General features: G+C 74.4%; 24 protein-coding genes. 9 read left to right on the top strand and 15 right to left on the bottom strand.

Translation table 11 applies throughout. From position 1 onward, the window contains the following. Window positions 1-17 precede the first annotated feature (17 nt). The gene (locus ACRB68_RS27885; RefSeq protein ID WP_153537300.1) at window positions 18-1,544 is read right to left on the bottom strand and encodes an alkaline phosphatase D family protein; all 1,527 of its coding nucleotides are present in this window, start codon (window positions 1,542-1,544) and stop codon (window positions 18-20) included. Window positions 1,545-1,854: 310 nt separating this feature from the next. Between ACRB68_RS27885 and ACRB68_RS27880 the strand changes: the two genes are divergently transcribed. After that, on the top strand, window positions 1,855-2,286 hold the full coding sequence (locus tag ACRB68_RS27880; protein WP_153537298.1) for a cupin domain-containing protein: 432 nt from the start codon (window positions 1,855-1,857) through the stop codon (window positions 2,284-2,286). Window positions 2,287-2,337: 51 nt separating this feature from the next. On the opposite strand, the gene ACRB68_RS27875 is transcribed toward ACRB68_RS27880, so the two are convergent. From ACRB68_RS27875 to ACRB68_RS27855, 6 genes are all read right to left on the bottom strand, one after another. After that, complete coding sequence (locus ACRB68_RS27875) at window positions 2,338-3,651, bottom strand: dicarboxylate/amino acid:cation symporter (RefSeq protein ID WP_207709831.1); 1,314 nt, start codon at window positions 3,649-3,651, stop codon at window positions 2,338-2,340. A 74-nt stretch (window positions 3,652-3,725) separates the two neighbouring features. Beyond that, on the bottom strand, window positions 3,726-3,812 hold the full coding sequence (locus ACRB68_RS42880) for a putative leader peptide (protein ID WP_407924313.1): 87 nt from the start codon (window positions 3,810-3,812) through the stop codon (window positions 3,726-3,728). Between the two features lie 57 nt (window positions 3,813-3,869). Further along, entirely contained in the window at window positions 3,870-4,061 is a 192-nt protein-coding gene (locus tag ACRB68_RS27870) for a hypothetical protein (RefSeq protein WP_153537296.1), read from the bottom strand. Continuing rightward, window positions 4,054-5,271: a PspC domain-containing protein gene (locus ACRB68_RS27865; protein WP_194293467.1), complete on the bottom strand. Its 1,218-nt coding sequence runs from the start codon at window positions 5,269-5,271 to the stop codon at window positions 4,054-4,056. Before ACRB68_RS27865 ends, ACRB68_RS27870 begins: the two co-directional genes overlap by 8 nt. Before the next feature lie 66 nt (window positions 5,272-5,337). After that, on the bottom strand, window positions 5,338-5,763 hold the full coding sequence (locus ACRB68_RS27860; protein ID WP_194293466.1) for an HPP family protein: 426 nt from the start codon (window positions 5,761-5,763) through the stop codon (window positions 5,338-5,340). Next, window positions 5,760-6,257 carry a carboxymuconolactone decarboxylase family protein gene (locus ACRB68_RS27855; RefSeq protein WP_153537291.1) on the bottom strand — a complete coding sequence of 166 codons (498 nt, stop codon included), beginning with the start codon at window positions 6,255-6,257 and terminating at the stop codon, window positions 5,760-5,762. The genes ACRB68_RS27860 and ACRB68_RS27855 overlap by 4 nt, the downstream gene beginning before the upstream one ends. A gap of 80 nt (window positions 6,258-6,337) precedes the next feature. On the opposite strand from ACRB68_RS27855, the gene ACRB68_RS27850 reads away from it, so the two are divergent. Beyond that, a complete protein-coding gene (locus ACRB68_RS27850) occupies window positions 6,338-6,856 on the top strand; it encodes an ABATE domain-containing protein (protein WP_153537290.1) in 519 nt (172 codons plus the stop codon). Between the two features lie 252 nt (window positions 6,857-7,108). Beyond that, complete coding sequence (locus ACRB68_RS27845) at window positions 7,109-7,816, top strand: hypothetical protein (protein WP_153537288.1); 708 nt, start codon at window positions 7,109-7,111, stop codon at window positions 7,814-7,816. A gap of 135 nt (window positions 7,817-7,951) precedes the next feature. Here ACRB68_RS27845 and ACRB68_RS27840 read toward each other — a convergent pair whose 3' ends face one another. Together ACRB68_RS27840 and ACRB68_RS27835 are read right to left on the bottom strand one after the other, a co-directional pair. Continuing rightward, window positions 7,952-8,443 (bottom strand): SUKH-4 family immunity protein, encoded by a 492-nt coding sequence (locus tag ACRB68_RS27840; protein WP_153537286.1) that lies wholly within the window; start codon window positions 8,441-8,443, stop codon window positions 7,952-7,954. Between the two features lie 38 nt (window positions 8,444-8,481). Further along, window positions 8,482-8,700: a hypothetical protein gene (locus ACRB68_RS27835; protein WP_153537284.1), complete on the bottom strand. Its 219-nt coding sequence runs from the start codon at window positions 8,698-8,700 to the stop codon at window positions 8,482-8,484. Window positions 8,701-8,887: 187 nt separating this feature from the next. On the opposite strand from ACRB68_RS27835, the gene ACRB68_RS27830 reads away from it, so the two are divergent. Beyond that, window positions 8,888-10,183: a hypothetical protein gene (locus ACRB68_RS27830; protein ID WP_153537282.1), complete on the top strand. Its 1,296-nt coding sequence runs from the start codon at window positions 8,888-8,890 to the stop codon at window positions 10,181-10,183. An 8-nt stretch (window positions 10,184-10,191) separates the two neighbouring features. Here ACRB68_RS27830 and ACRB68_RS27825 read toward each other — a convergent pair whose 3' ends face one another. Together ACRB68_RS27825 and ACRB68_RS27820 are read right to left on the bottom strand one after the other, a co-directional pair. Further along, window positions 10,192-10,533: a hypothetical protein gene (locus tag ACRB68_RS27825; protein WP_153537280.1), complete on the bottom strand. Its 342-nt coding sequence runs from the start codon at window positions 10,531-10,533 to the stop codon at window positions 10,192-10,194. Between the two features lie 74 nt (window positions 10,534-10,607). After that, window positions 10,608-11,990, bottom strand: coding sequence for an MFS transporter (locus ACRB68_RS27820; protein ID WP_153537278.1), 1,383 nt, complete (start codon window positions 11,988-11,990; stop codon window positions 10,608-10,610). A gap of 77 nt (window positions 11,991-12,067) precedes the next feature. On the opposite strand from ACRB68_RS27820, the gene ACRB68_RS27815 reads away from it, so the two are divergent. Then, complete coding sequence (locus ACRB68_RS27815; RefSeq protein ID WP_328594868.1) at window positions 12,068-12,637, top strand: helix-turn-helix transcriptional regulator; 570 nt, start codon at window positions 12,068-12,070, stop codon at window positions 12,635-12,637. Here ACRB68_RS27815 and ACRB68_RS42595 read toward each other — a convergent pair. Together ACRB68_RS42595 and ACRB68_RS27805 are read right to left on the bottom strand one after the other, a co-directional pair. Beyond that, entirely contained in the window at window positions 12,634-13,419 is a 786-nt protein-coding gene (locus tag ACRB68_RS42595) for a VOC family protein (protein ID WP_194293465.1), read from the bottom strand. The two genes, ACRB68_RS27815 and ACRB68_RS42595, sit on opposite strands and share 4 nt — an antisense overlap. 95 nt (window positions 13,420-13,514) lie before the next feature. Next, window positions 13,515-13,901 (bottom strand): VOC family protein, encoded by a 387-nt coding sequence (locus tag ACRB68_RS27805; RefSeq protein ID WP_153537276.1) that lies wholly within the window; start codon window positions 13,899-13,901, stop codon window positions 13,515-13,517. Window positions 13,902-14,119: 218 nt separating this feature from the next. On the opposite strand from ACRB68_RS27805, the gene rpmG reads away from it, so the two are divergent. The 4 genes from rpmG to ACRB68_RS27785 all read left to right on the top strand — a co-directional run bounded on the left by rpmG (window position 14,120) and on the right by ACRB68_RS27785 (window position 17,662). Continuing rightward, complete coding sequence (gene rpmG, locus ACRB68_RS27800) at window positions 14,120-14,284, top strand: 50S ribosomal protein L33 (RefSeq protein ID WP_153537275.1); 165 nt, start codon at window positions 14,120-14,122, stop codon at window positions 14,282-14,284. Between the two features lie 229 nt (window positions 14,285-14,513). Beyond that, window positions 14,514-15,749: an alpha/beta hydrolase family protein gene (locus tag ACRB68_RS27795; RefSeq protein WP_153537273.1), complete on the top strand. Its 1,236-nt coding sequence runs from the start codon at window positions 14,514-14,516 to the stop codon at window positions 15,747-15,749. Between the two features lie 135 nt (window positions 15,750-15,884). Beyond that, the gene (locus ACRB68_RS27790) at window positions 15,885-17,033 is read left to right on the top strand and encodes an ATP-binding protein (RefSeq protein ID WP_153537272.1); all 1,149 of its coding nucleotides are present in this window, start codon (window positions 15,885-15,887) and stop codon (window positions 17,031-17,033) included. Next, window positions 17,030-17,662 (top strand): response regulator transcription factor, encoded by a 633-nt coding sequence (locus ACRB68_RS27785; RefSeq protein WP_328594867.1) that lies wholly within the window; start codon window positions 17,030-17,032, stop codon window positions 17,660-17,662. Before ACRB68_RS27790 ends, ACRB68_RS27785 begins: the two co-directional genes overlap by 4 nt. Window positions 17,663-17,696: 34 nt before the next feature. On the opposite strand, the gene ACRB68_RS27780 is transcribed toward ACRB68_RS27785, so the two are convergent. Next, a complete protein-coding gene (locus ACRB68_RS27780; RefSeq protein WP_153537270.1) occupies window positions 17,697-20,900 on the bottom strand; it encodes a BTAD domain-containing putative transcriptional regulator in 3,204 nt (1,067 codons plus the stop codon). A gap of 47 nt (window positions 20,901-20,947) precedes the next feature. Next, window positions 20,948-21,871 (bottom strand): TIGR03564 family F420-dependent LLM class oxidoreductase, encoded by a 924-nt coding sequence (locus ACRB68_RS27775; RefSeq protein WP_153537268.1) that lies wholly within the window; start codon window positions 21,869-21,871, stop codon window positions 20,948-20,950. Window positions 21,872-21,877: the final 6 nt, after the last annotated feature.

Here is a 21,877-nt window from a genome sequence, read left to right as displayed (position 1 = left end):
TGCGGCTCCTGGGATGGCTAGCGGGCCGGGGTGAGCGGGGTCGAGTGCAGGACCTTGCCGTCGATGTCGCGCAGGTTGACGGTCAGGACGCCGCTCTCGCCGTCGATCTGGACCTGGCCGAAGAACTGGAAGCCCTCCGCCGGCGAGGTGTTGGCGTGCGGCGGCGCCTGCTGGAACTTCAGTTGCGGGCCGAAGGTGCCGTCGAGCTTGTTGGGGCCGAAAGCGCCCGCGTTCAGCGGACCGGAAACGAACTCCCAGAACGGGTCGAAGTCCTGGAACGCCGCCTTCGACGGGTCGTAGTAGTGCGCCGCCGTGTAGTGCACGTCCGCCGTCAGCCACACCATGTTCCGCACGCGGTGCTTCTTGGCGTAGGACAGCAGGTCGGCCAGTTCGCGCTCGCGGCCGAGGGGCGCTCCGTTGTCGCCCTGCGCCGCAGCCTCCAGCGCGGTGCCGTCCGGGACGACCAGGCCGAGCGGCAGGTCGTTGGCGATGATCTTCCAGGTGGCCTTGGAGGCGCGCAGCTCGCGCTTCAGCCAGGCGGTCTGCTCGGCGCCGAGCAGGCCGTCGCGCTGGGTGGCGGAGGTGTCCGCGCCGTTGGCGTCCTTGTAGGTGCGCATGTCGAGCATGAACACGTCCAGGAGCGGGCCGTAGGAGACCTTGCGGTAGACGCGGCCGCCCTTGGTGGCCTTGACGGCCGTCGGGGTGTATTCAAACATCGCGCGGCGGGCGCGGGCGGCGAGGACGTCCACGCGCTTCTCGGTGTACTGCGCCAGGTCCAGGATTTCGCCCGGGTACCAGTTGTTCAGCACCTCGTGGTCGTCCCACTGGTACAGCATCGGCACCTTGGCGTTGAACGCGCGCAGCGCGGTGTCCTGGAGGTTGTAGCGGAACTGCCCCCGGTACTCGGCGAGCGTCTCGGCGACCTTGGTCTTCTCCTGCGTGACGATGTTGCGCCAGGTGCGGCCGTCGGGGAGCTTGACCGTCTCGGCGAGGGGCCCGTCGGAGTAGACGTAGTCGCCGCTGCACAGGAAGAAGTCGGGGTCGACGGCCTCCATCGCGCGGAAGATGCGGTAGCCGCCGAGCTCGGGGTTGATGCCCCAGCCCTGCCCGGCCAGGTCGCCCGACCAGACGAACGAGACGTCGCTACGGGTCCGGGGCGCGGTGCGCAGCCGGCCGGTGACGGGCTCGGAGTCGTCCAGGCGGACGCGGTAGTGCAGTTCCTCCCCGGCGGGCAGGCCGCGCAGGAACGTCTTGCCGGTCAGGTCGGTCTCGGGGGTGACGTAGGGCCCGGCGTAGGTGCGGAAGTGCCGGAAGTCGGCGGTGCGGCTCACCTCGACCCGCATCCGGGCGGGCCGGTCCGCGCGCGCCCACACGACGGCCTCGTGCGCCGTCACCTCGCCCGCCTGCACGCCGTGCGTCAGGCCGGGGCGGCTGCGGATCAGCGCGGGCGCGGCCTGCGCGGCCGCCGTCCCGGTGCCGCCGAGCAGCGCCGCACCTCCCGCGATCATCCCGCCGCGCAGCACACTCCGCCGGTCCAGCTCCATCGATCACTCCGTTTCAGCAAGGTTCGGCGTCCGCAGGATCTCGGCGTGCGACGGCGGGCGGGCGGCCCGGAACCGGCCGTGGAGTGAACGGAAGGAGGATGGTCCTTCCGTGTCCGACTTGACAGCGCTCGGTGACGGAGTGTCTCCTAGGCGTATGCCAGCGCGTCTTTCCGTCTGCAGCCCCGTGGCCCTGCGCCGCGTGGCCAGCGCGCTGTGTCCTTCGTGTTGTTGTTGTCGCTGACCTCGGCGATCTTCCGCGGGTGACGTCTCCCCGCCGTTCTCTTCCGTCTTGACACACGAAGGACCTGTGATGGTTCCCGACCTCACCATGCGCGGCCAGGACGATCCGCACGGCCGCGTGCTGGCGCGCCGCCCGCCGACCGTCGGCCAGCTCGCCGCCCGCATCCTCGACCTGGCCGCCCGCCCCGGCGACTGGTGGGCGCTGGCCCGGTTCGAGCCGGACGCGCCCGTGCGGGTGCGCATCGGCGACGTCGACGGCGTCCGGCTCTGGCTGACGACCTGGCCGCCCGGCCACCGCACGTCCCTGCACGACCACTCCGGCACCGAGGTCAGCGCGCTGACCTCGGGCGAGCTCGCCGAGACCGTCATCTCCGCCGACGGCGTCACCGGGCGGCCGCTGCGCACCAACCGGGTCCGGGTGCACGGCGGCCGGCACACCCACGGGCTGGCCAACCCCGGCCCCGGCTACGCGATCACCCTGCACGCCGGCCTGCCGGCCTAGGAACGACGGAACGCCCCCGCGCGGACTGCGCGGGGGCGTTCCTCACGGGGGTCAGGCGAGGGCGGGCACCTTGTGCTCGGCCTCCTCCTTCGCCTCGGCCTCGGCGGAGGTCAGCTCGACGGGCGCGCCGTTGTAGACGTCCTCGTCCAGCAGCCCCTGCGACCGCGCCACGATCACCGGGACGGCCAGCTGGCCGGTCACGTTCAGCGTGGTGCGGGCCATGTCGATCACCTTGTCGATGGCGATCAGGTAGCCGACCGCGGCGAGCGGCAGGCCGACCGTGGTCAGCGTCAGCGTCAGCGCGACCAGCGCCGGGCCGGGGGTGCCGCCGGTGCCGAGCTGCCCGATCACCGCGGCGAGCGCGATCAGCAGGTACTGGCCGATGCTGAGGTGCACGCCGGTGTACTGCGCGACGAACACCGCCGCGACGGCCGGGTAGATCGCGCCGCAGCCGTCGAACTTGATGGTCGCGCCGAGCGGCTGGACGAAGCTGGCGTACTCGCGCTGCACGCCGTTGCGCTCGACCTGCACCCGCTGCGCGATCGGCAGCGTGGCCAGCGACGACGACGACACGAACGCGAACTGCAGCGCCGGCCAGGTGTTGCGGTAGAACTTCAGCGGCGAGACGCGGCCGAAGACGCGCAGCAGCACCGGGTAGCCGACGACCAGCATGATCGCGACGGCGAGGTAGATGGCGCCGGTGAACTTGGCCAGCGGGGCCAGCGTGCTCGGGCCGTAGGTCGCCACCACCGAGGCGATCAGGAAGAACGAGCCGATCGGGGTGAGCCGCACCACCCACCAGACGATCTTCTGCATGACGGCGTAGACGTCGTCGACCAGGGCGGTCAGCCGCTCGCCGCGCTCGCCGAGCGCGACCAGCGCCGCGCCGAACAGGACGGCGAAGGTGACCACGCCGAGCACGTTGCCCTCGGCCATCGCCTTGACGATGTTGGACGGGAACAGGTTGTGCAGGATCTGGGTCCAGGTGACCGCCTCGGTCTCGGCGCTCTCGCTGGCCAGCTTGCCGACGCCCTTGCCGGGGTCGACCAGCAGCGCGACGGCGAGGCCGACCGCGGTGGAGATCGCCGAGGTGACGACGAACCAGCCGAGGGTCTTGCCGGTCAGCCGGGCCACGCCGCCGACGCCGCGCAGCCGGCCGATGCTCACCACGATCGCGGCGAACACCAGCGGCACCACCACGACCTTCAGCAGGCTGGTGTAGACGCCGCCGAACGGGTCGAGCCAGTCGGTGGCGATCTTCTCGCCGTCACCGAGGTTGTTGATCAGTGCGCCGGCGGCCACGCCGAGCACGAGGGACAGCACGATCTGCTGCCAGAACTGCCACTGCCAGACACGCAGGTTCACGGGTAGGGACTCCGCAGGTCAGAGGGACGCCGTCCGGGCACGACACGGACGGCGCGGGGAAGAGGGGGGAGCGGTCAGCCCCGACACAGCACGCTCGCCAGGCGGCACAGATCGATGTGCAGCCGGGCGACGAGCCATACCCACTTCGCGGAGAACCTCACGGGGACATTCAACCCCGGTGTCCGTTTCGACTGTTCCCGATCGCGGAGTGATTCGCGTCACCTGCGGAAGCGGCGGGTCAGGATCCGCACGAACCCGGTCAGCCCGAGCCCCACCACGACCGCCGGGGCGAGGATCTCCAGCCGCACCGGCAGCCGCCCCGCCAGGCCGCCGGCCAGGAAGATCCCGGCCACCGCCAGGAAGAACAATCCGGTCACCACCGTGCCGGCGTCGAATCCGCGCCTAGCCATGCGACACCTCCACGTCACCGAACCGGCCGCGCACCCGCAGCTCGATCACCGGCGGGTCGGCCGGGCCGCCCTCGGGTTCCAGCACCTGCGTCGTCCGGGCGTTCGGGCCGCTGAACGTGCGCTGGCGCACCTTCAGGTCGCCGAGGCCGACCTGGGCGTTCAGCTCCACCCGCGCGCCGGCGGGCAGCCGCACGTTCAGCTCGCCGAACAGCACCTCGGCGCTGACGACGACCCGCTGCCCGGACCGGACCGGCAGCGCCGTCAGGTCCAGCGTCGCCGTCCCCACCCCGAGCCGGTAGGCCTGCTGGGCGCTGGTCATGTCGACGGGCCTCCACTCGACGTCGCCGAAACGGCTTCCCTTGGGCACTTCGTTCGCCACCCCACCCGCCAGCAGTGTGAAGGTCAGCAGCGTCCCCACCGTGGCGAGGCCGTGGACCCGGAAGAAACCGCCGAGCAGCAGGCCGCCGCCGACGACCGCGAGGGCGGCCGCCGCCACGATCATGAGCGCCTGCGGCTCCGGGTGGCTGCGCGCCAGCGGCACCGTCGCCGCGCCCACCCCGCAGGCGGCCAGGACGGTGAAGAAGGTCAGCGGGGACCGCTTGTCCTTCCGGGGGGCCGCCGGCGGCCGCGTCAGCGTGTCGGACGCCCCGTAGGCGGCCAGGTCGATCATCCCGTCGGGCACGCCGCCGCCGGAGGGGACGTACTTGTCGAGCGAGATCGGCCCCGGGGCCGGATCCGGATCGGCCCCCGGCGTGGGCGGATGCCCCTGCATGCGCTCGGGCAGGCCGCGCGCCACGCCGGCCAGGTCGACGCCGCGCGCGTGGGCGACCAGCAGGACCAGGCCGAACACCGTCAGCGTCGCGATCGAGTCGGTCGAGACGCCCCCGCCGACCAGCGTCCCGGCGACGCCGAGGCAGAGCAGCGCGCCGAGGAGGGCCAGCACCGCGTTCCCGTCGAACCAGCGCTTGAACAGCTGCTCGGCGAGGGAACCGGTGTCGGGCGCGGCCGGCATGAGGAGCGCGGCCGCGATGTAGAGCAGGATGCCCTGCCCGTGCGCGAGGACCAGGATGCCGAACCCGACCCGGAACACCACGGGGTCGATCCCGGTGTACCGGCCGAGGCCGGTGCACACGCCGGCGATGATGCGCCCCTCGGGGACGCGGGCGATCCGCTTGTAGGTCTGTTCTTCCTTAACGGGCTGCTCGGCCATGTCCACCATGGTGGTGGCCCTGGCACCCCGCGCGGTATCGGGGACGCCCCTGACCCGACCCTGGGGTTACCCGGATTGAGGCAGGAGCCTCGGCAGTGCGGCGAGCCCGACGATCGCCGCGGCCCCCGCGAGCAGCGCGGCGGCGGGCATGAGCGCGCCGCCGATCCCGGCCAGCGCCGCCGACGCCACGGCCGGGGCGTGGAAGCGCTTGGCCGCCACCATCGCCGCGACCGAGACGCCCGCCGCGACCGTTGCCGCGAGCGGGCCGGGCCCGGCGGCGAACGCCGCGGCGAGCCCGGCCGCGACCGACACCAGATGGCCGAGCAGCACCGCCGACGGCCGGGCGGGCGGCGCGTCGGGGGTGGTCGCGACCAGCGCGGCGGACGCGGCGAGCGGCGGCGCGAGCAGCGGCTCGGCGGCGACCGCCTGCACCACGGCGAGCGGGACCAGGAAGACCAGCGTCGTCCAGGCCGGGCGCAGCAGGGCGGTCACGCCGGCGGCCAGTCGTTCTCGGTCCCGCCGACCTTGTTGACGTAGTTGGTGAGGGTCTGCAGGGCGACCAGCGCGATGATCTCCAGGATCTGCTCGTCGCTCCATCCGGCGGCGCGGGCCGCGGCGGGATCGGCGTTGCCCCGCGACTCCGTCAGTTCCCGGGCGAAGGCGACGGCGGCGGCCTCCTTGGGGTCGGCGGAGGCGCCGGCCTTGGCGGCCTCGACCTCGGCGTCGCTGAGGCCGGCGGCCTTCTTGCCGCTGTAGGTGTGCGCGGCGACGCAGTAGCCGCAGCCGTTGGCGGCGCCGACGGTGAGGGCGATCCGCTCGCTGGTGGCGGCGGGCAGGGTGCCCTTCTTCAGCGAGCGGGACAGGCCGAGGTAGCCGTCCAGCACGGCGGGGGAGTTGGCCATGACGCGCAGCATGTTGGGCACCCGGGGGAGGCGCTTGGCCAGGTCGTCCAGTTTGGGGTCGTCCTGCACGGGCTTGATCATCATTGATCCTTATAACGGAACCTTGCGACGGATACCGTTATAACACAACGGAACTTTCATCGTCCATCCGTTAGAATGGGGGCATGGACGATCCGCTGGCCCTGCGCTTCGCGAGCACGATCCGCGCCACCCGGAGCGGCCTGACCGACGCCCTCGACACCCCCGAGGGCCTCGCTGCCTGGCTGCAGGCCCAGGGGCTGCCCCCCTCTGATGACCACGCCGGGATGGTGGCGCTCCGCCAGGCCGTCCGGGCCCTGTTCGCGCGGGCCGTCGCCCCGGCCCCGCCGAGCGCGGCGGACGCCTCACGGCTGCCGCCGTTCCCCGAGGCGCTCGCGCTGGTCAACGCCGCTGCGGCACCCGTCGTCCGCCGCCTCGACTGGACCGACGGCTGGCAGGAGCGCACCCAGGACACCGCCGCCGACGCCCGGCTCGCCCACGCGGCCATCGACTTCTTCGCGGGCCCGGAGGTGGAGCGGGTCCGCGCCTGCCCGGCGCCCCGCTGCGTCCTGTACTTCATCAAGCGGCACCCGCGCCAGGAGTGGTGCTCGGTGGCCTGCGGCAACCGGGCCCGCGCCGCCCGCCACTACCGCCGCGCCGACTAAGGCCGTTTCGGGCGGAACTCGGGCGGACTCGGGGAGCGCGACCGGTGCGACCGCGGATCTCCGGGAAGCGGCGCGGTGCTCCGAGGCATGTCGGATCACCCTGGTGAAACGCGGTCACTATGTGGCCGGAGAGTTCTTCCAATCCCCGGAACCAGGCGCAGGGGTCCCCGCTCCCGTCCCGTTTTCTGTCCCGCTGGGAGGGGGACGCGGAGCCCTCCTGGGCGGGTGGGGTTCCCGCTTAGCGTGCGCGTCATGACCACCTTCCAGCGCAATGCCCTTGGTGCCGCCATCGCCGTCGCACTCGCGTTCCTCGTCGGCACCTGCGGGTTCCAGCCCCGCTTCGGTTACAGGTCCCTTCCCGAAAAGCCCGGGAGGCATATGAAGACGTACCGGTTGCCTGAGGACAAGGTGCTGCCCTCCACGTTGGAGGGCAGCCCCGTGGTCCGGGACGAAAAGCTCGCGATCCGCCCGGCGAAGTCGGGTGTCCTCACTGAGGCGGAACTGTCCGGTGACCGGGCCAAGCAGGTCCAGAGCAGGTCGGGCAAGCTGACCTACCGCCAGGTGGAACGGGTCCGGGCCCCCTGCGAGGACATGCTCTGGAAGCTCGACAAGGTACTGCCGGGCACCGGCTGCACCCAGGTCGCCCGCACCGTCTACCACAGCACCGACGGCTCCTACCATGCGCTGCTGGCCGTGATCGACGTACGCGACCAGAAGTCCGCCGAACGCCTGCGCCAGGCGCTCACCCGCAAGACCGGCTTCGTGAGGATTCCGATGACCGTCAATTTCCCCAAAGGGGCAAGGTGGGAGCGCGCGCACGTCACCGGCCTCGGCCACTACGTCACCGTGACCTGGCTCCAGCCCACGTTCCCCAACCGCACGTCCCCCGACACCGCAGCCGAGTTCGCCCGCAGTGCACCCCGCGACCCCTGGGCCCCGATCCTGCGCGCCCACCGCTGAGCCCGCGGGCGGTGGAACGCGGACGGCGACCGGAGCCCGATCTTGATCGCGGCAATGGTGAGGGTGCGGTTGAAGACGTAGTCGCGCTTGATGTGCCCGGCATGACCCGAGATCCAGCAGAAACGCCCTAGCCGCCTACGCCTCTTCCGGGGCGAGGACGCCGAGCTCGACCTCCTCGAAGACGCGCGACCACCAAGAATCCTCGTCTTCGAACACGCGCGGATCGCTTTGCCGGGCCCGCTCGATCACGTCTTCGACGTAGTCCTCGTAGTCGTCGTCCTCGTCGCTCCTGCCCGAGCGGGTGAACGCCACCCACGCCGCCAGGATCTGCTGCAGGCCCTCGACCGACGAGTTGACCAGCCCGTACTGCCGGCCTTCATAGCCGCGGGCCATCCAGACTTCGCCGCTGTCGATGAGCAGCCAGTACGTGTTGACGCCGTCCTCGAACGCGCCCAGGAACGCCGCCCGGCCCTGCGGAAGATCGCGGACCTCCAGCTCCCGGGCCGGGTCCCGCACGAACATGCGGTTGCAGTCGGCCGGCAGCCCCTGCCCGCCCAGCGCGGACGCCGCCTCGCCGCCCAGCCCCAGCCGCTCCAGCGAGCCCGCGTCATACGGCGGCCACAACATGCCCGGCAACCTCCACCGCTCGATCCCTTCACCTGGCCTTATCTTCTCAGCCGCATCGGCGGGACCTGGACGACCTCCCACACCACGTGCCCGGTGACCTGATCGCGCCGCGCCCGCCCGACTTCTGCGACCAGCAGGTAACCGGGAACAAGCCCGATGGACAGTTGCACCCGCTTCACGACCGCGCAGGTGCCCGGGGGAGAAGAGGCCAGCGCCGTGTTCACATGGTCGATGGCGCGCACCGGATCGTCGGTCACGCCCCCGGCCCCGCCCTGTTCGACGTCCCACGAGTACAACCGAGGCACATCCATCCGGTAGCCACTCCTTCACGCTGGGTCGATGAAGTCCAGCTCATCGGCTGCGCGGAGCGCCCGGAAGGCGGAGACTGAAGAGGCCGCCCGGAGGGTTGAGCGTCCGGGGTCCTCCGGGTGTAGCGAGGTGAGTGTGACGACCACCGAGACCGGCCCGCGCCTGCGTGCCGAGCGTGAGAAACGCGGCTGGAACAAGCACCGCATGGCGCGCGAGCTGCTGAAGGCCATCGGCGCCCCGCCGGAGCGCAGGCGCGTTTCGTCGCTGGTGCGGCAGATCCTCGACTGGGAGCGCGGCAGGCACCACCCGCGCGACTGGGCGTCCGCCTACGCCACCGCGTTCACGCTGAATGAAGCGGACCTTTTCCCCGCGCCGCCGCCGGGTAGCTTGAAGGAAACGGCCTCCCCCGAAAGCGAGGACGAGGTGAGACGGCGCCGGCTCATGCAGGACGCCGCGGCCGTCGCCCTGGGCGCCACGGTCGCACCGGTCCTGGCCCCGCTGGAAGAGCTGCGCGCCGGACTCGGGCGGATGTTCGGGGACATGCCCGACCTCGACGGCTGGGAGCGCACCGTTCAGGAGTACGGTCACGCGTACTGGACCGGGGTCACCGGTCGCCTCGCCCCCGAGCTGGCGGTCGAACTGGGCGAGTTGCGGGATGTCCTTGAGCGCGATCTGCCGGAAACGACACGGGCCGGCCTGTGCCGGGTCGCCTCCCGGTTGTCGGCGCTGCTGGCCGAGGACCTGTGCGATCTCGGCGAGTACCGCGCCGCGTGGCGGTGGTGGCGCACCAGCCGCCGGGCCGCCGACGCCTCGGGGGACCGCGACCTCGCGGTGTGGGTGCGGGCCCGTGAGGGCCTGCGGTCGCTGCACGGCGGGCGCCCCCTGCCGGTCACGGCGGGGCTGGTCGACGAGGCGGTCACCCTGGCGCGCGGGCGGCCCGGCGTCGGGCTGGCGCGGGCGCTGACTGCGCGGGCCTACCTGGCCGCCGAGGTCGGCGACGCCCGCGCGACGCAGGCCGCGTTGCACGCCGTCGAGCGGGTGGCGGAGGCGCTGCCGGACGCCGACACCCGTGACCAGATCCCCGCCTGGTCATGGCCGGAGTCCACGCTGTGGGCCGTCCAGGGGGCGACGCTGGCGCGCATCGGCGACGCGCGGGCCGCCGACGCGCTCGACCGGGCGCTGGCCCGCTACCCGGCCGAGCTGACCCACGCTCGGGCGCAGACCGCCCTATACCGTGCGATGGCGCTGATCCAGCGGCGGGACGTCGGCGAAGGCCTGCGCCACGCCCTGGCCACTCTCGCGCCCGTCGTGGAGGCGGGTCAGCGCACGACGCTGATCGGCCACCAGACAAAGCGCATCATCCAGGCACTCCCCGGGCCGGCGCGGGCGTTGCCCGCCGCGCGGGAGCTGCGCGCCCTCACCGGCGGCTGACCCTGGGGTCAGGGCAGCCGGACGTGCAGGACCGACGCGCTGGCCTCGGGGCCGGTCTGCGGTTCGACCAGCATGCCCGCCGCGGTCAGCACCATCGTGTACGCGGCGAGCTGCGCGGCCGGGCTGAGGCGCCGGTGGCGCGTCCGGCTGGCGCACCCCACCAGGAACGGGCCGTCGTCATGGCCGCCGTCGACGTAGAAACCGTCGCCGGGGTGCCGGAACTCCGGGCATCCGGCCTTGCGGAGCGCCTTGCGGATGGTCTCGGCGTCACGATCGCGCTGGGTGTGAAGCGGCTGCTGCCATCGTCCGTATCCGAACGCGGGGGATTCCACGGAATGCGTGATGCTCAAGTCTGTTCTCTTTTCACGCGTGGCGACCGGGGCCGCTATATCCCCTCGGAAAGAGCGCTTAATCAGGGTGTGCTCTACTTCACCGCCGGTATGAGTTCCGGCCGTCGGCTGGCCGGGGCCAGCGCGGCCACGGCCAGCACCAGCAGGCCGCAGCCGGCGACGAGGAGCCAGCCGGGGCGGGACGCCTCGGCGAGGCGGGCGGGGGGAGTGCCGGCGATCAGGCTGCCCGCGAGGGCGATGCCGAGGGCCGAGCCGAGCTGGCGGGCGGTGGAGGTGATCCCGCCGGCGACGCCGGCGCGGGCGGGCGGCAGGCCGCTGACGGCGGTGTTGGTGATCGGCGCGTTCGCGAACCCGAACCCGACGCCGATGAGCAGGTAGGCCAGCGACAGGTAGGCGGTCCCGGTGCCGTCGTCCAGGCCCAGCAGGCAGAGGCCGCCCGCCGCGATGAAGGCGCCCGCCAGCAGCAGCGGCGGGCGGGGGCCGACGCGGCCGACGAGCACACCCGAGAGCGGCGCGCAGACGGTCGCGGCGACGGCCATCGGGAGCGTGACGAGCCCCGCCGCGAGCGCGGTCATGCCCCGCGCGTGCTGCAGGTAGAGGGTGTTGAGCAGCAGCGTCGCGCTGAGGGCGACGAACACCACGACCGCGCCGGCGACGGCGGCGGCGAACGGCGGGCGGCGGAACAGCCGGGGGTCGATCAGCGGCTCGGCCCGCCGGGTCTCGACCCGGCCGAAGGCGAGCGCGGCGACGGCCACGACGGCGTAGCCCGTGACCGCGGCGGGCGAGCCCCAGCCGAGGTGCGGCCCCTCGATCAGCAGGGCGACCGAGCCGCCGACCAGCACGATCAGCAGCAGTTGCCCCGGGACGTCCAGGCGGCGCGGCCGCTCGGAGCGGGACTCGGGGACGTAGCGCGCCGTCAGCGCCAGCGCCACCGCGACGACCGGCACGTTGACCCAGAACAGCGAGCGCCAGCCGCCGGCCGCGACCAGCGCGCCGCCGACGAGGGGCCCGGCGGCCATGCTGACGCCGAAGACGGCGGCCCACACGCCGATCGCGCGCGCCCGCTCCCGCGGGTCGGTCATCACGTTGACGACGATCGCGAGCGCCACCGGGCTCAGCATCGACCCGCCGACCCCTTGCAGGACGCGCGCCGCGACCAGCACGCCGATCGACGGCGCGACCGCGCACGCCACGGACGCGGCGGCGAACACGACCAGGCCGAGCCGGAACACGCGCCGCCGCCCGACGCGGTCGGCCAGCGCCCCGGAGGTGATCAGCAGGCCGGCCAGCACGAGCGTGTAGGCGTCGACCGTCCATTCCAGGCCGCGGGTGCCGACGCGCAGGCCGGCGCCGATCGCGGGCAGGCCGATGTTCACGATCGTGGTGTCCAGGCCGACCAGGAACAGGCTCAGGCTGCAGATCGCCAATACCGTCCAGCGTCTTGGGTCCTTGTTCATGGCCTCACTGTCGGGCCGCCGCCTGTCGGGGCGTGAGGGAATTTGCAGAAACCGCAAAGAGGGCCACACTGGCGGGCGTGGACGCCGAACTGGACGAACTGCTCGCCGCGATCGGCCCCCGGCTGCGCGCGCTGCGCCATGAGCGCGGCATGACGCTGGAGGCGCTGTCGGCCGTGACGGGCATTTCGGTCAGCGGCCTGTCCCGGCTGGAGTCCGGCAAGCGGCGGCCGACCCTGGAACTGCTCATCCCGATCGCGCGGGCCCACCGCGTCGCGCTCGACCGGCTCATCGACGCCCCGGCCACCGGCGACCCGCGCGTCCACCTGACCCCGCGCCGGCACCGCGACGGCAGCGTCCTGGTGCCGCTGACGGAGTACCCGGGACGCCTCCAGGTCTTCAAGCAGGTGATCGCGCCGAAGCCGCGCAGGCTCGTCTCCCACCCCGGCTACGAGTGGCTGTTCGTCCTGGCGGGGGAGCTGCTGCTCGTCCTGGGGGAGCGCGAGATCACGCTCGGCCCCGGCGAGGTCGCCGAGTTCGACACGGCCGAGCCGCACTGGTTCGGCCCGAGCAGCGACCGCACCGTCGAGATCCTGCACATCCACGGCCCCCGGGGCGACAAGGCCCGGGTGCGCGCGAGCCCGGCTTAGCCGCGGAGCGTCTGGCCGATGCCGTGCAGGTTGCCCTCGCTGTCGCGGAACCACGCGGCGCGTTCGCCGAACCCGCCGGCGGAGGGGTAGTTGCCGGCGACCTCGGCGATGCCGCCGGCGGTGCGCAGCCCCGGCAGGTCGTACTCCTCGAACTCCACGCCCCGCTCCCGCAGTTCGGCGACGGTCGCGGCGAGGTCGGGGACGTGCCATCCCATCTGCGTGTGCTCCCCGGACGGCTTGCCGGCGGACCGGAACACCGCGAAGCCCTCATAGCGCAGGCCGCCCGGACGCGTTTCGAGCGGCTCCAGCCCCAGCTTCTCGGCGTAGAAGCGCCGGGCCCGCTCCAGGTCCTGGGCCGGGAGCCGCGTCGTGACGGACGCCGCCGCCAGCACCGGGCCGCCGAGCCGCTTCCGGCGGGCGGCCCAGTAGGCCGGGGTCAGCTCGATGATCTGCACGTGGTTGCCGTCCGGGTCGGCGAACGTGGCGAACCAGGCGCCGGCCGGCTCCCGGTACTCCAGCGCGGCCACCCAGGTCGCGCCGAGCGCGTCCAACCGCCGGGCGGTCGCGCTGGCGTCGCCGACGTGCAGGTTGATGATCACGCGGGCGGGCTCGGCGGCCGTCGCCGCGATGTCGTCGCGGCCGTCGATCAGCAGGCCGACCCCGCCCAGCCGCAGGAACCCGTCCCCGTCGGCCTCCGCCTCGAACGCCTTCTCGTACCAGGCGCGCAGGCGTCCGGGATCGGTGCTGGCCAGCAGGATGCTGCCGATGGCCGGTGAGTTCATGCTTCCCCCTCGTTCGGATCCGTCATGAACGCAGACCACCGGCCCCACCGGAACTCATCGCGGAGCCCCCTGTGCGAGCCCGAACCGACGGCACGTCAGGGGCGGATGTAGGGGCGGGTCATGATCTCCATGTTGTGGCCGTCGGGGTCGGCGAAGTAGGCGCCGCGGCCGCCGAACAGGGTGTTGGCCCGGCCGGGCTCGGTGTGGTGGGGGTCGGCGTAGTAGGTGACGCCGATCCGCTCCAGGCGCGCGATCATGGCGTCGAAGGCGTCCTCGGGCACCAGGAACGCGTAGTGCTGGCCCTGGATGGGCTCGTCGGTCTTCTCGTAGTAGTCGAGCGTCACGCCGTTGCCGAGGTCGATCGGCAGGAACGGCCCGAACGGGGCGCCGACCTCCAGGCCCAGGATCCCGGCGAGGAACTCGGCCGAGACGCGCCTGTCGCGGGCGTGGACGACGGTGTGGTTCAGCTGGACATGCTGCATGAAGGTGCCTCTCCGGAGTTTCGGTGGGAAGGGGAAACAGCGGAGAGGAGCGGCGGGCCTCGCGCCCGCCCCGGGCTCATGCGGGGGCCGGGCGCCTCACTCGTGCGTGGCCCATGGCCGACCCGGCAGTCACGGGGACGATCCTAGCGCGGCTCGGCAGGCATGCCCGGGAATGAAAATGGTTACCGTTATTGTTGGGCAGGTCGAAAGGAGGCCTCATGGCCCGCAACGAACTCCGTCCCGTGGTCAAGCTCCGGTCCACCGCCGGCACCGGCCACACCTACGTGACCCGCAAGAACCGCAGGAACGACCCCGACCGCCTCACCCTGCGCAAGTACGACCCGGTCGCCCGCGAGCACGTGCTCTACCGGGAAGAGCGCTGACGGCCGAGAAGAGCAGGACCGCGGCGACGGGCGGCGGGTGACCGCGGACGGACACGCGGCCCGCCGCCCCGGGCCGCCCGCCCGGCCAGTGCATGGTCCTTGAGTCTGACGCGGGTATGCCCTGAGGCCGACGGAGGCGCACTCGGGATCGGCCCTGTGGCGGACGTGCCCGGGGCCGATTCGCGAAAGGGTCGTCCCAGCCCGCGAACCCTCTGGCCGGGGAGGCCCGATGCCCGTTCTCCGCCGCGTCACCGTGATGGCCACCGCGCTGGCCCTCCTCCCGGTGGCGCCCGCGTCCGCAGCGCCCCGTCCCCCAGCGCTCCGTCCTCCGGCGCTCCGTCCCCCAGCACGGGCGCTCACCATGACGCTGCCCGCGCCGACGGGCCGGTACCCGGTCGGGACGCTCCCCCTGCGCCTGGTGGACCGGTCGCGGCACGACTCGCTGCGCCCGTCGCGGCCCTACCGGGAGCTGATGGTGAGCCTCTGGTACCCGGCGCGCGGCCCCCGCGAGGGCCCCGCGGCCCCGCAGATGCCCGCGCGGGCGGCGGCCGACTTCGACCGGAACACGGCCTCCGACCTCGGCATCGCACCGGGCCGGGTGGACTGGGCGGCCACCCGGACCCACGCGCGGACGGCCGTCCCGGCGCGCCGGGGGAGGCGGCCCGTCATCGTGTACTCGCCGGGCCTGGACGGTCCCCGCACCCTGGGCACCGTGCTGGTCGAGGACCTGGCCTCCCGCGGGTACGTCGTCGTCGCCGTCGACCACACCTACCAGCCCGACCAGGTGGAGTTCCCCGGCGGCCGCGTCGAGCGCGGGAGGCTCCCGGACGACCCCACCGAGGAGGAGTTCGACGCGCTGGTGAAGACCCTCTTCGCCACCCGGCGGGCGGACATCGGCTTCGTGCTCGACCGGCTGGCGCGCATCGACCGCGGCGCCGCCGCCGCGGCCACGCCCCTCGGGAGGGCGCGCCTGGCGGGCACGATGGACCTGTCCCGGGTCGGCGTGTTCGGCCACTCCTTCGGCGGGGCGGCGGCGGCCCAGACGGTCCATGACGACCCCCGTGTCGACGCGGGCGCCAACCTCGACGGCAGGCTGGTCGGCCCGGTCGTGGCGACGGGCGTCACCAAGCCGTTCCTCCAGGTCGCGGGCGAGACGACGACCCGGGAGACCGAGCCGTCCTGGCGGGACTTCCGGGCGCACTCCACCGGCTGGAAGCGGGAGGTCCGGATCGCCGGCACCCGGCACCTGTCCTTCATGGACCTGCAGGCGATGCTCCCGCAGCTCGCCCGGCGCCTGCCCGGCCTGCCGCTGGCCGATCTCGTCGGCACCATCGATCCGGCGCGCTCCGTCGCGGTCCAGCGCGCCTGTCTCGCCGCCTTCTTCGACCTGCACTTGCGCGGGCGCCCCACCGCCGCGTTCGACCGCCCGGATCCGGCCACGCCCGAAGTGACGCCGATCCCCTGACCCGCGCCCGCAGCGAGGCCACCTCGCGGCACGGGTGGCGCCTGGCGTTCTGGCGACCCTGAGACGAGATCGGGGGCGGCCCCTGATGCGTTCGCCGGTCGGGCGTGTGACGATCGGTGACGTGGGGATCGATCGATGACCGCCGAGGCGGTGCCGCCGCTGGAACGGCGGAGCGAGGGCCGGCTGGTGGCCGGGGTGTGCCGCGGCCTGGCCGCGCACCTCGGCCTGGACGTGCTCATCGTGCGGTCGGCGTTCGTGCTGCTCGCGGCCGCCGGCGGCCTCGGCTTCGCGGCGTACGGGGCGTTCTGGGTGCTGGTGCCCCGCGACGCCGCCGAGCCGGCCCGGGTGCGCGGCCGCGACTGGGGCCAGCTGCTCGCCTACGCGGCCGTCGCGGCCGGGCTGTCGGGCCTGACGTCGGGCGCCGGCATCGCCGAGGTGGCGCTCTGGCCGTTCATCGTCGGCGGCGTGGGCGCCGCGATCCTGTGGCAGCAGGCCGACCGCGACCAGCGGCAGCGGTGGGTGGTGCCGCTCCGGCGGATGTGGCTGCGCAGCGTGTTCGGGCTGCTGCTGGTCGTCGGCGGCATCGGCGGGTTCGTGGCGCGGCAGGTCGATCCCGGCCAGGCCCGGTTCGTGGTGATCGCCACGCTGATCATCCTGACCGGGGTGACGGTGATCGTGACGCCCTGGGTGGTCCGGCTCTGGCAGGACCTGGACGCCGAGCGGCACGAGCGGATCCGCTCCCAGGAGCGGGCCGAGCTCGCCGCGCACATCCACGACTCGGTGCTGCACACGCTGACGCTGATCCAGCGCAACGCCGCCGACCCCAAGGAGGTGCAGCGCCTGGCCCGGTCGCAGGAGCGCACCCTGCGGACCTGGCTCTACCAGCCGAAGGCCGACCCCGACCGGACGTTCGCGGCGGCCGTCCGCGAGGCCGCCGGGGAGGTCGAGGACCAGCACGGCGTGCCCATCGAGGTCGTGGTGGTCGGCGACACCGTCCTGGACGAGCCCGTCGGCGCCGCGCTGCAGGCCGCCCGGGAGGCGATGGTGAACGCCGCCAAGTACTCCGGCGCGCCCTCGGTGTCGGTGTTCGCCGAGGTGGCGGGCGAGGAGGTGGCCATCTTCGTGCGCGACCGCGGCAAGGGCTTCGACATGGACGCCGTCCCGCAGGACAGGATGGGGGTGCGCGGGTCCATCATCGGACGCATGCAGCGCAACGGCGGCAAGGCCACCGTCCGCACCGCCCCCGGCGAGGGCACCGAGGTCCGTTTGGAGATCAAGAAGTGAGCAACCGTGTAGTCCTCGTGGACGACCACCAGATGTTCCGCACCGGCGTGAAGGCCGAGCTGGGCGGGTCGGTGGAGATCGTCGGGGAGGCCGGCGACGTGGACGAGGCCGTCGCGGTGATCAAGGCCGTGCAGCCCGACGTCGTCCTGCTGGACGTGCACCTGCCCGGCGGCGGCGGCATCGAGGTGCTGCGCCGGCTGCACGGCACGGTGCAGGCCCGGTTCCTGGCGCTGTCGGTGTCGGACGCCGCCGAGGACGTCATCGGCGTGGTACGCGGCGGCGCCCGCGGCTACGTCACCAAGACCATCTCCGGGCCCGAGCTGACCGACGCGATCGGCCGGGTGGCCGAGGGCGACGCGGTGTTCTCGCCGCGCCTGGCCGGCTTCGTGCTGGACGCCTTCGCCGCCAGCGACGTCCCCGCCGTCGACCCCGAGCTGGACCAGATCACCCAGCGGGAGCGGGACGTGCTGCGGCTGATCGCCCGCGGCTACGCCTACAAGGAGATCGCCAAGGAGCTGTTCATCTCGGTCAAGACGGTCGAGACGCACGTGTCGAGCGTGCTGCGCAAGCTCCAGCTGTCCAACCGGCACGAGCTGTCGCGCTGGGCCGCCGCGCGCCGCCTGGTCTAGCGCGGGCCGGGGCCGGCGGGACCGGACCGCCGGGCTAGGACAGCGCGGCGCGGGAGTCGGCGGCCCAGTGGGGCGCGCCCCAGCGGCCGGCGATCTCGGCGGCGCGGGCGAAGTGGGCGTCCGCCGCCGCGTCCCGGCCGAGCAGGCGGGCGAGGCCGCCGAGGGCGTGGTCGACCGGGTGCAGCGCGAGCGACAGGCTCTCCAGGCCGGCCGGCGGGCCGCCCCGGTAGGGGAGCAGCAGCTCGTAGAGCCCGGCGGCGGCGGCGCGGTCGCCGAGCGCGACAGCCGTCATCGTGCGGAAGGACGCGAACAGGGTGACGAAGAAGTCCGGGCGGATCGGCTCCAGGCGGGCGAAGGCGGCGCGGGCCTCGTCCAGGCGGCCGGCGGCGGCGAGCGCGGCGGCGCGCAGGTCGGCGTCGCCCGCGATCACGGGGCCGCCGGCGAAGTCGGCGAGGCGGCCGGCCGAGACCGCGAGCGTCGCCCGCGCCAGGCGCAGGAACGCGGTGGCGTGCAGCGAGCCGAGGCGGGCCATCTCCTCGGTGGCGGCGGTGTAGCGGCGCCCGGCCTCGTCCGGGCGCCCCTCGATGTGCGCGAGCGTGGCGACGGCGCATTCGGCGACGAGCGCGGCCTCGGGCATGCCGTGGCGGCGCGCGGTCTCCTCGGCGTCGCGGACGAGCCGCCGCACCGTGTCCGGGTCGCCGTCGCGGACGTCGGCGCCCGCCAGGTTCAGCGTGCCGGCCCAGCGCGCCGCCGGCAGGTCGATGGCGAGCAGCTCGCGGGCGAGCCGGGCGCGCGCGGCGGTGTCGTGGTAGGGCAGCTCGCGCAGCAGGGTGGGCGTGGTCAGCGCGCGCAGCCGCGGGTCGCCGAGGTCGCCGGCGATCGCGACGGCCTCCTCGGCGGCGGCGCGGGCGGCGGGGTCGCCTTCGCCGGACAGCTCGCCGGCGTAGGCGTCCAGCAGCAGGCAGCGGTCGGCGGGGGCGAGGTCCTCGCGGCGCAGCAGGCGGGCCAGGTGCGCGACGGTCGCGGTGTCGATCCGGCCGTAGGGGCGGGTCTGCCAGGGCGTCGGCTCGGTCCAGGCGGTGAACGCGGCGATCAGCAGGTCGTCGCGCCCGGCGGCCGCCTCGATCGCGCGCCGGCGGGTGGCGCGGGCGGCGGCGACGTCCCCGGCGCGGACCTGCGCGCGCAGCAGCGTGCCGAGCAGTTCGACATGGCGGGCGGCGGTGCGGCCGGGGATCGTCTCGAACGCGGCGAGGGCCTGGGCGAGCAGCCGGGCGGCGGTCTCGTGCGCGTACCGGTCCTCGGCGAGGGCCGCCGCGCGGACGCCGTACTCCACGGCCTTGTCCGGGACGGCGGCGCGCGCGTAGTGGTGGGCGAGGGCGGTGACGTCGCCGGGCGTGCGGCGCTCCAGCGCGGCGGCGAGGCGGGCGTGCATGCGGGTGCGGCGCAGCGCGCTGAGGTCGGCGGTCATGGTGTCGCGGACGAGCGCGTGCACGAACCGGATCCGGCCCGGCGCGGGCTCGGTGAGCAGGCCCGCCGCCAGGCCCGCGTCGAGGGCGTCCAGCACCCTGTCCTCGTCGGTGTAGGCGGCCTCGACCAGCGGCTCGACGGCCGGTTCGGGCCCGGCGAGCGCGGCCAGGCGCAGCACCGCGACGGCCGGTTCGGGCAGCCGGGCGAGGCGGCGGCGCAGCACGTCCCGCACGCCCTCGGGCACCGTGCCGAGGCCGCCCTCGCTGTCCAGCAGCCGGGCGCTCTCGCGCACGTAGAAGGGGTTGCCGCCGGTGCGCTCGGCGAGCGCGGCGAGCGTCGCGCCGTCCACGGGGGCGGTGGTCTCGGCGGCGACCAGCCGCGCGACGGCGGCCGGGGCCAGGCCGTGCAGCGCCATCCGCGTGGGGGCGCGGCGGGCCAGCACGGCGAGGGCGCCGGTGAGCCGGTCGCCGGTCTCCTCGGCGCGGTAGGCGGCCACGAGCAGCAGCGGCGCGTCGGTGACGGCCGCCAGCAGCGCGAGGGTCTCGGCGTCGGCCCAGTGCAGGTCGTCCAGCATGATCGTCAGCGGGTGGCGGCGGGCGGCCTCGCCGAGCCAGTCCCACACGGCGCGGTGCATGCGGAACCGGCCGCCCGCCGAAGCCGGGGGAGGGGTGTCCGACAGCAGCGCGGCGGCCTCCGGCGGCGGCGGGACGGCCGCGGCGACGGTCCGCAGCGCCTCCGCCCACGCCCACGCGGGCGGCGCGCCGGGATCCTCGGGGCAGGCGCCGGCGGCGACCAGCCCGCCGTCGCGGCGCAGCCCGGCGGCGAACCGCGCCAGCAGCGACGACTTGCCGAGCCCGGCCTCCCCGGTGACGAGCACGACCCGGGGCCCGGGCTCGCGCGCGACGCCCCGCAGCACGGCCAGTTCGGCGTCCCGGCCGACGAACAGCTCCTCCTCGGGCCGGACGATCGGCGGTTCGCGCAGCGCCCAGGCCTCCGCCGGGTGGGGCGTGCCGGGGGCCGGCGGGTCGAAGGTGTCGGTGTCCTGCCGCAGGATCGCCTGCTCCAGGTCGGTGATCGCCGGGCTCGGGTCCAGGCCCAGCTCCTCGGCGAGGACGGCCCGGCCCCGGCGCAGCGTCGCCAGCGCGTCGCCCTGGCGGCCCGTGCGCCACAGCACCAGCGCGTGCAGCCGCCAGCCTTCTTCGAGGAGCGGCGCGTCCAGGGTCAGGCGCTCGGTCTCCAGGACGGCGCCGGGGTCCCCGAGGCGCAGCGCGGCGGCGGCGCGCAGTTCACGGGCGGCCAGGCGGAGTTCGTTCAGGCGGGCGATCTCGGCCTGGGCCCAGGGGGAGTCCGCGGATTCGGCGAACGCTGGGCCTCGCCATAGCGACAGCGCCTCGTCCACAAGCGCGCGCGGGTCGGGGGCCTTGCGCGCCTCGGCGAGCAGCCGTTCGAAGCGCCAGGCGTCCACGGCGTCCTCGGGAAGACGCAGCGCATAGCCGGGCGGGGCCGATACCAGCAGCCGGGCGGGCGCGCGCGGGGGACGGTCCGGTTCCAGCAGCTTGCGCAGGTTGGAGATGTAGGCCTGGAGGGAGGCCGGGGCCTGGGCGGGCGGCGCGCCGTCCCACACGTCCTCGACCAGCCGTTCGGCCGGCACCGCCTCGCCGCGCGCCGCCACCAGCCGGGCGAGGACCGTGCGCTGGCGCGGCCCGCCGAGCCGGGCCGGTGCGCCGCCGGTCTCGGCCTCCACGGGGCCGAGCACCCGGATCCAGATCATCGCGGTGATCATCGCAGACGTCCCGGCCCGCTTCCAAGCGGCCGGCGCTACGCCCCGGCCAGCTCGCCGAGCAGCTTCCAGGTGCGGGCGCGGGCCGCGGGGCCGAGCAGACCGGTCCCGGTGAACACCACCTCGGTCGCGCCCGCGTCGAAGTGGGCGCGCACGGCCGCCGCGAGGGTCTCCTCGTCGCCGACCACGGCGAGGTCGGCGGCCCGCTCCGCCCCGCTCAGCGCGATGACCCGCTGGTAGGACGGGATCCGGTCGTAGATCGCGGTGGCCTCGGCGACGGCGTCGCGGGCCGCCGCCGGATCGTCGGTGACGACGCCGCTGACCAGCGCCACGACGCGCGGCGCGGGCCGTCCGGCGGCCTCGGCGGCGGCGGTGAGCTGCGGCACGATGTGCTCGCCGAGCGCGCGCGGGGCGGCCAGGTAGGGCAGCGTCCCGTCGGCCAGCTCGCCGGTGACGCGCAGCGCGTTCGGGCCCATCGCGGCGACCAGCAGCGGCGGCGGCGTCGCGCCCGCCAGCGTGGTCGGCAGCGGCGGCGCGGCCGTCAGGGTGTCGCCCTCGAAGGCGGCGGTGCCGTCGGCGGCGAGCCCGCGCAGCACGGTCAGGAACTCGCGCAGCCGGGCGACCGGCCGGTCGTAGGGGACGCCGTAGACGGGCTCGACGGAGACGCGCGCGCCGAGCGCCAGGCCGAGCTGCAGCCGCCCGCCGGTGGCGGCCTGCGCCGTCTGCGCCTGGGCGGCGACCACCAGCGGGTGCCGGGGGAAGATCGGCACCGCGGAGGTGCCGACGGTCAGTTCCGGCACCTCGCGGCCGACGAGCCCGGCGAGGGCGATGGCGTCGTAGTCGTAGCGCTGGCCGAACCAGACCGAGCGCAGGCCGGCGTCGGCGGCCTCGCGCGCCTGCGCGGCCACCGCGTCCACGGCGTTTCCGGTCGGGGGAGGGGAGAGGGCGACTCCGATTGTCATGCCCCC

Origin of the sequence: Actinomadura macrotermitis (assembly GCF_009604375.1) — a bacterium.
GTDB lineage: Bacteria > Actinomycetota > Actinomycetes > Streptosporangiales > Streptosporangiaceae > Spirillospora > Spirillospora macrotermitis.
Note: the sequence above shows the minus strand (reverse complement) of the source record. Positions and strands in the feature narration are given on the sequence as shown.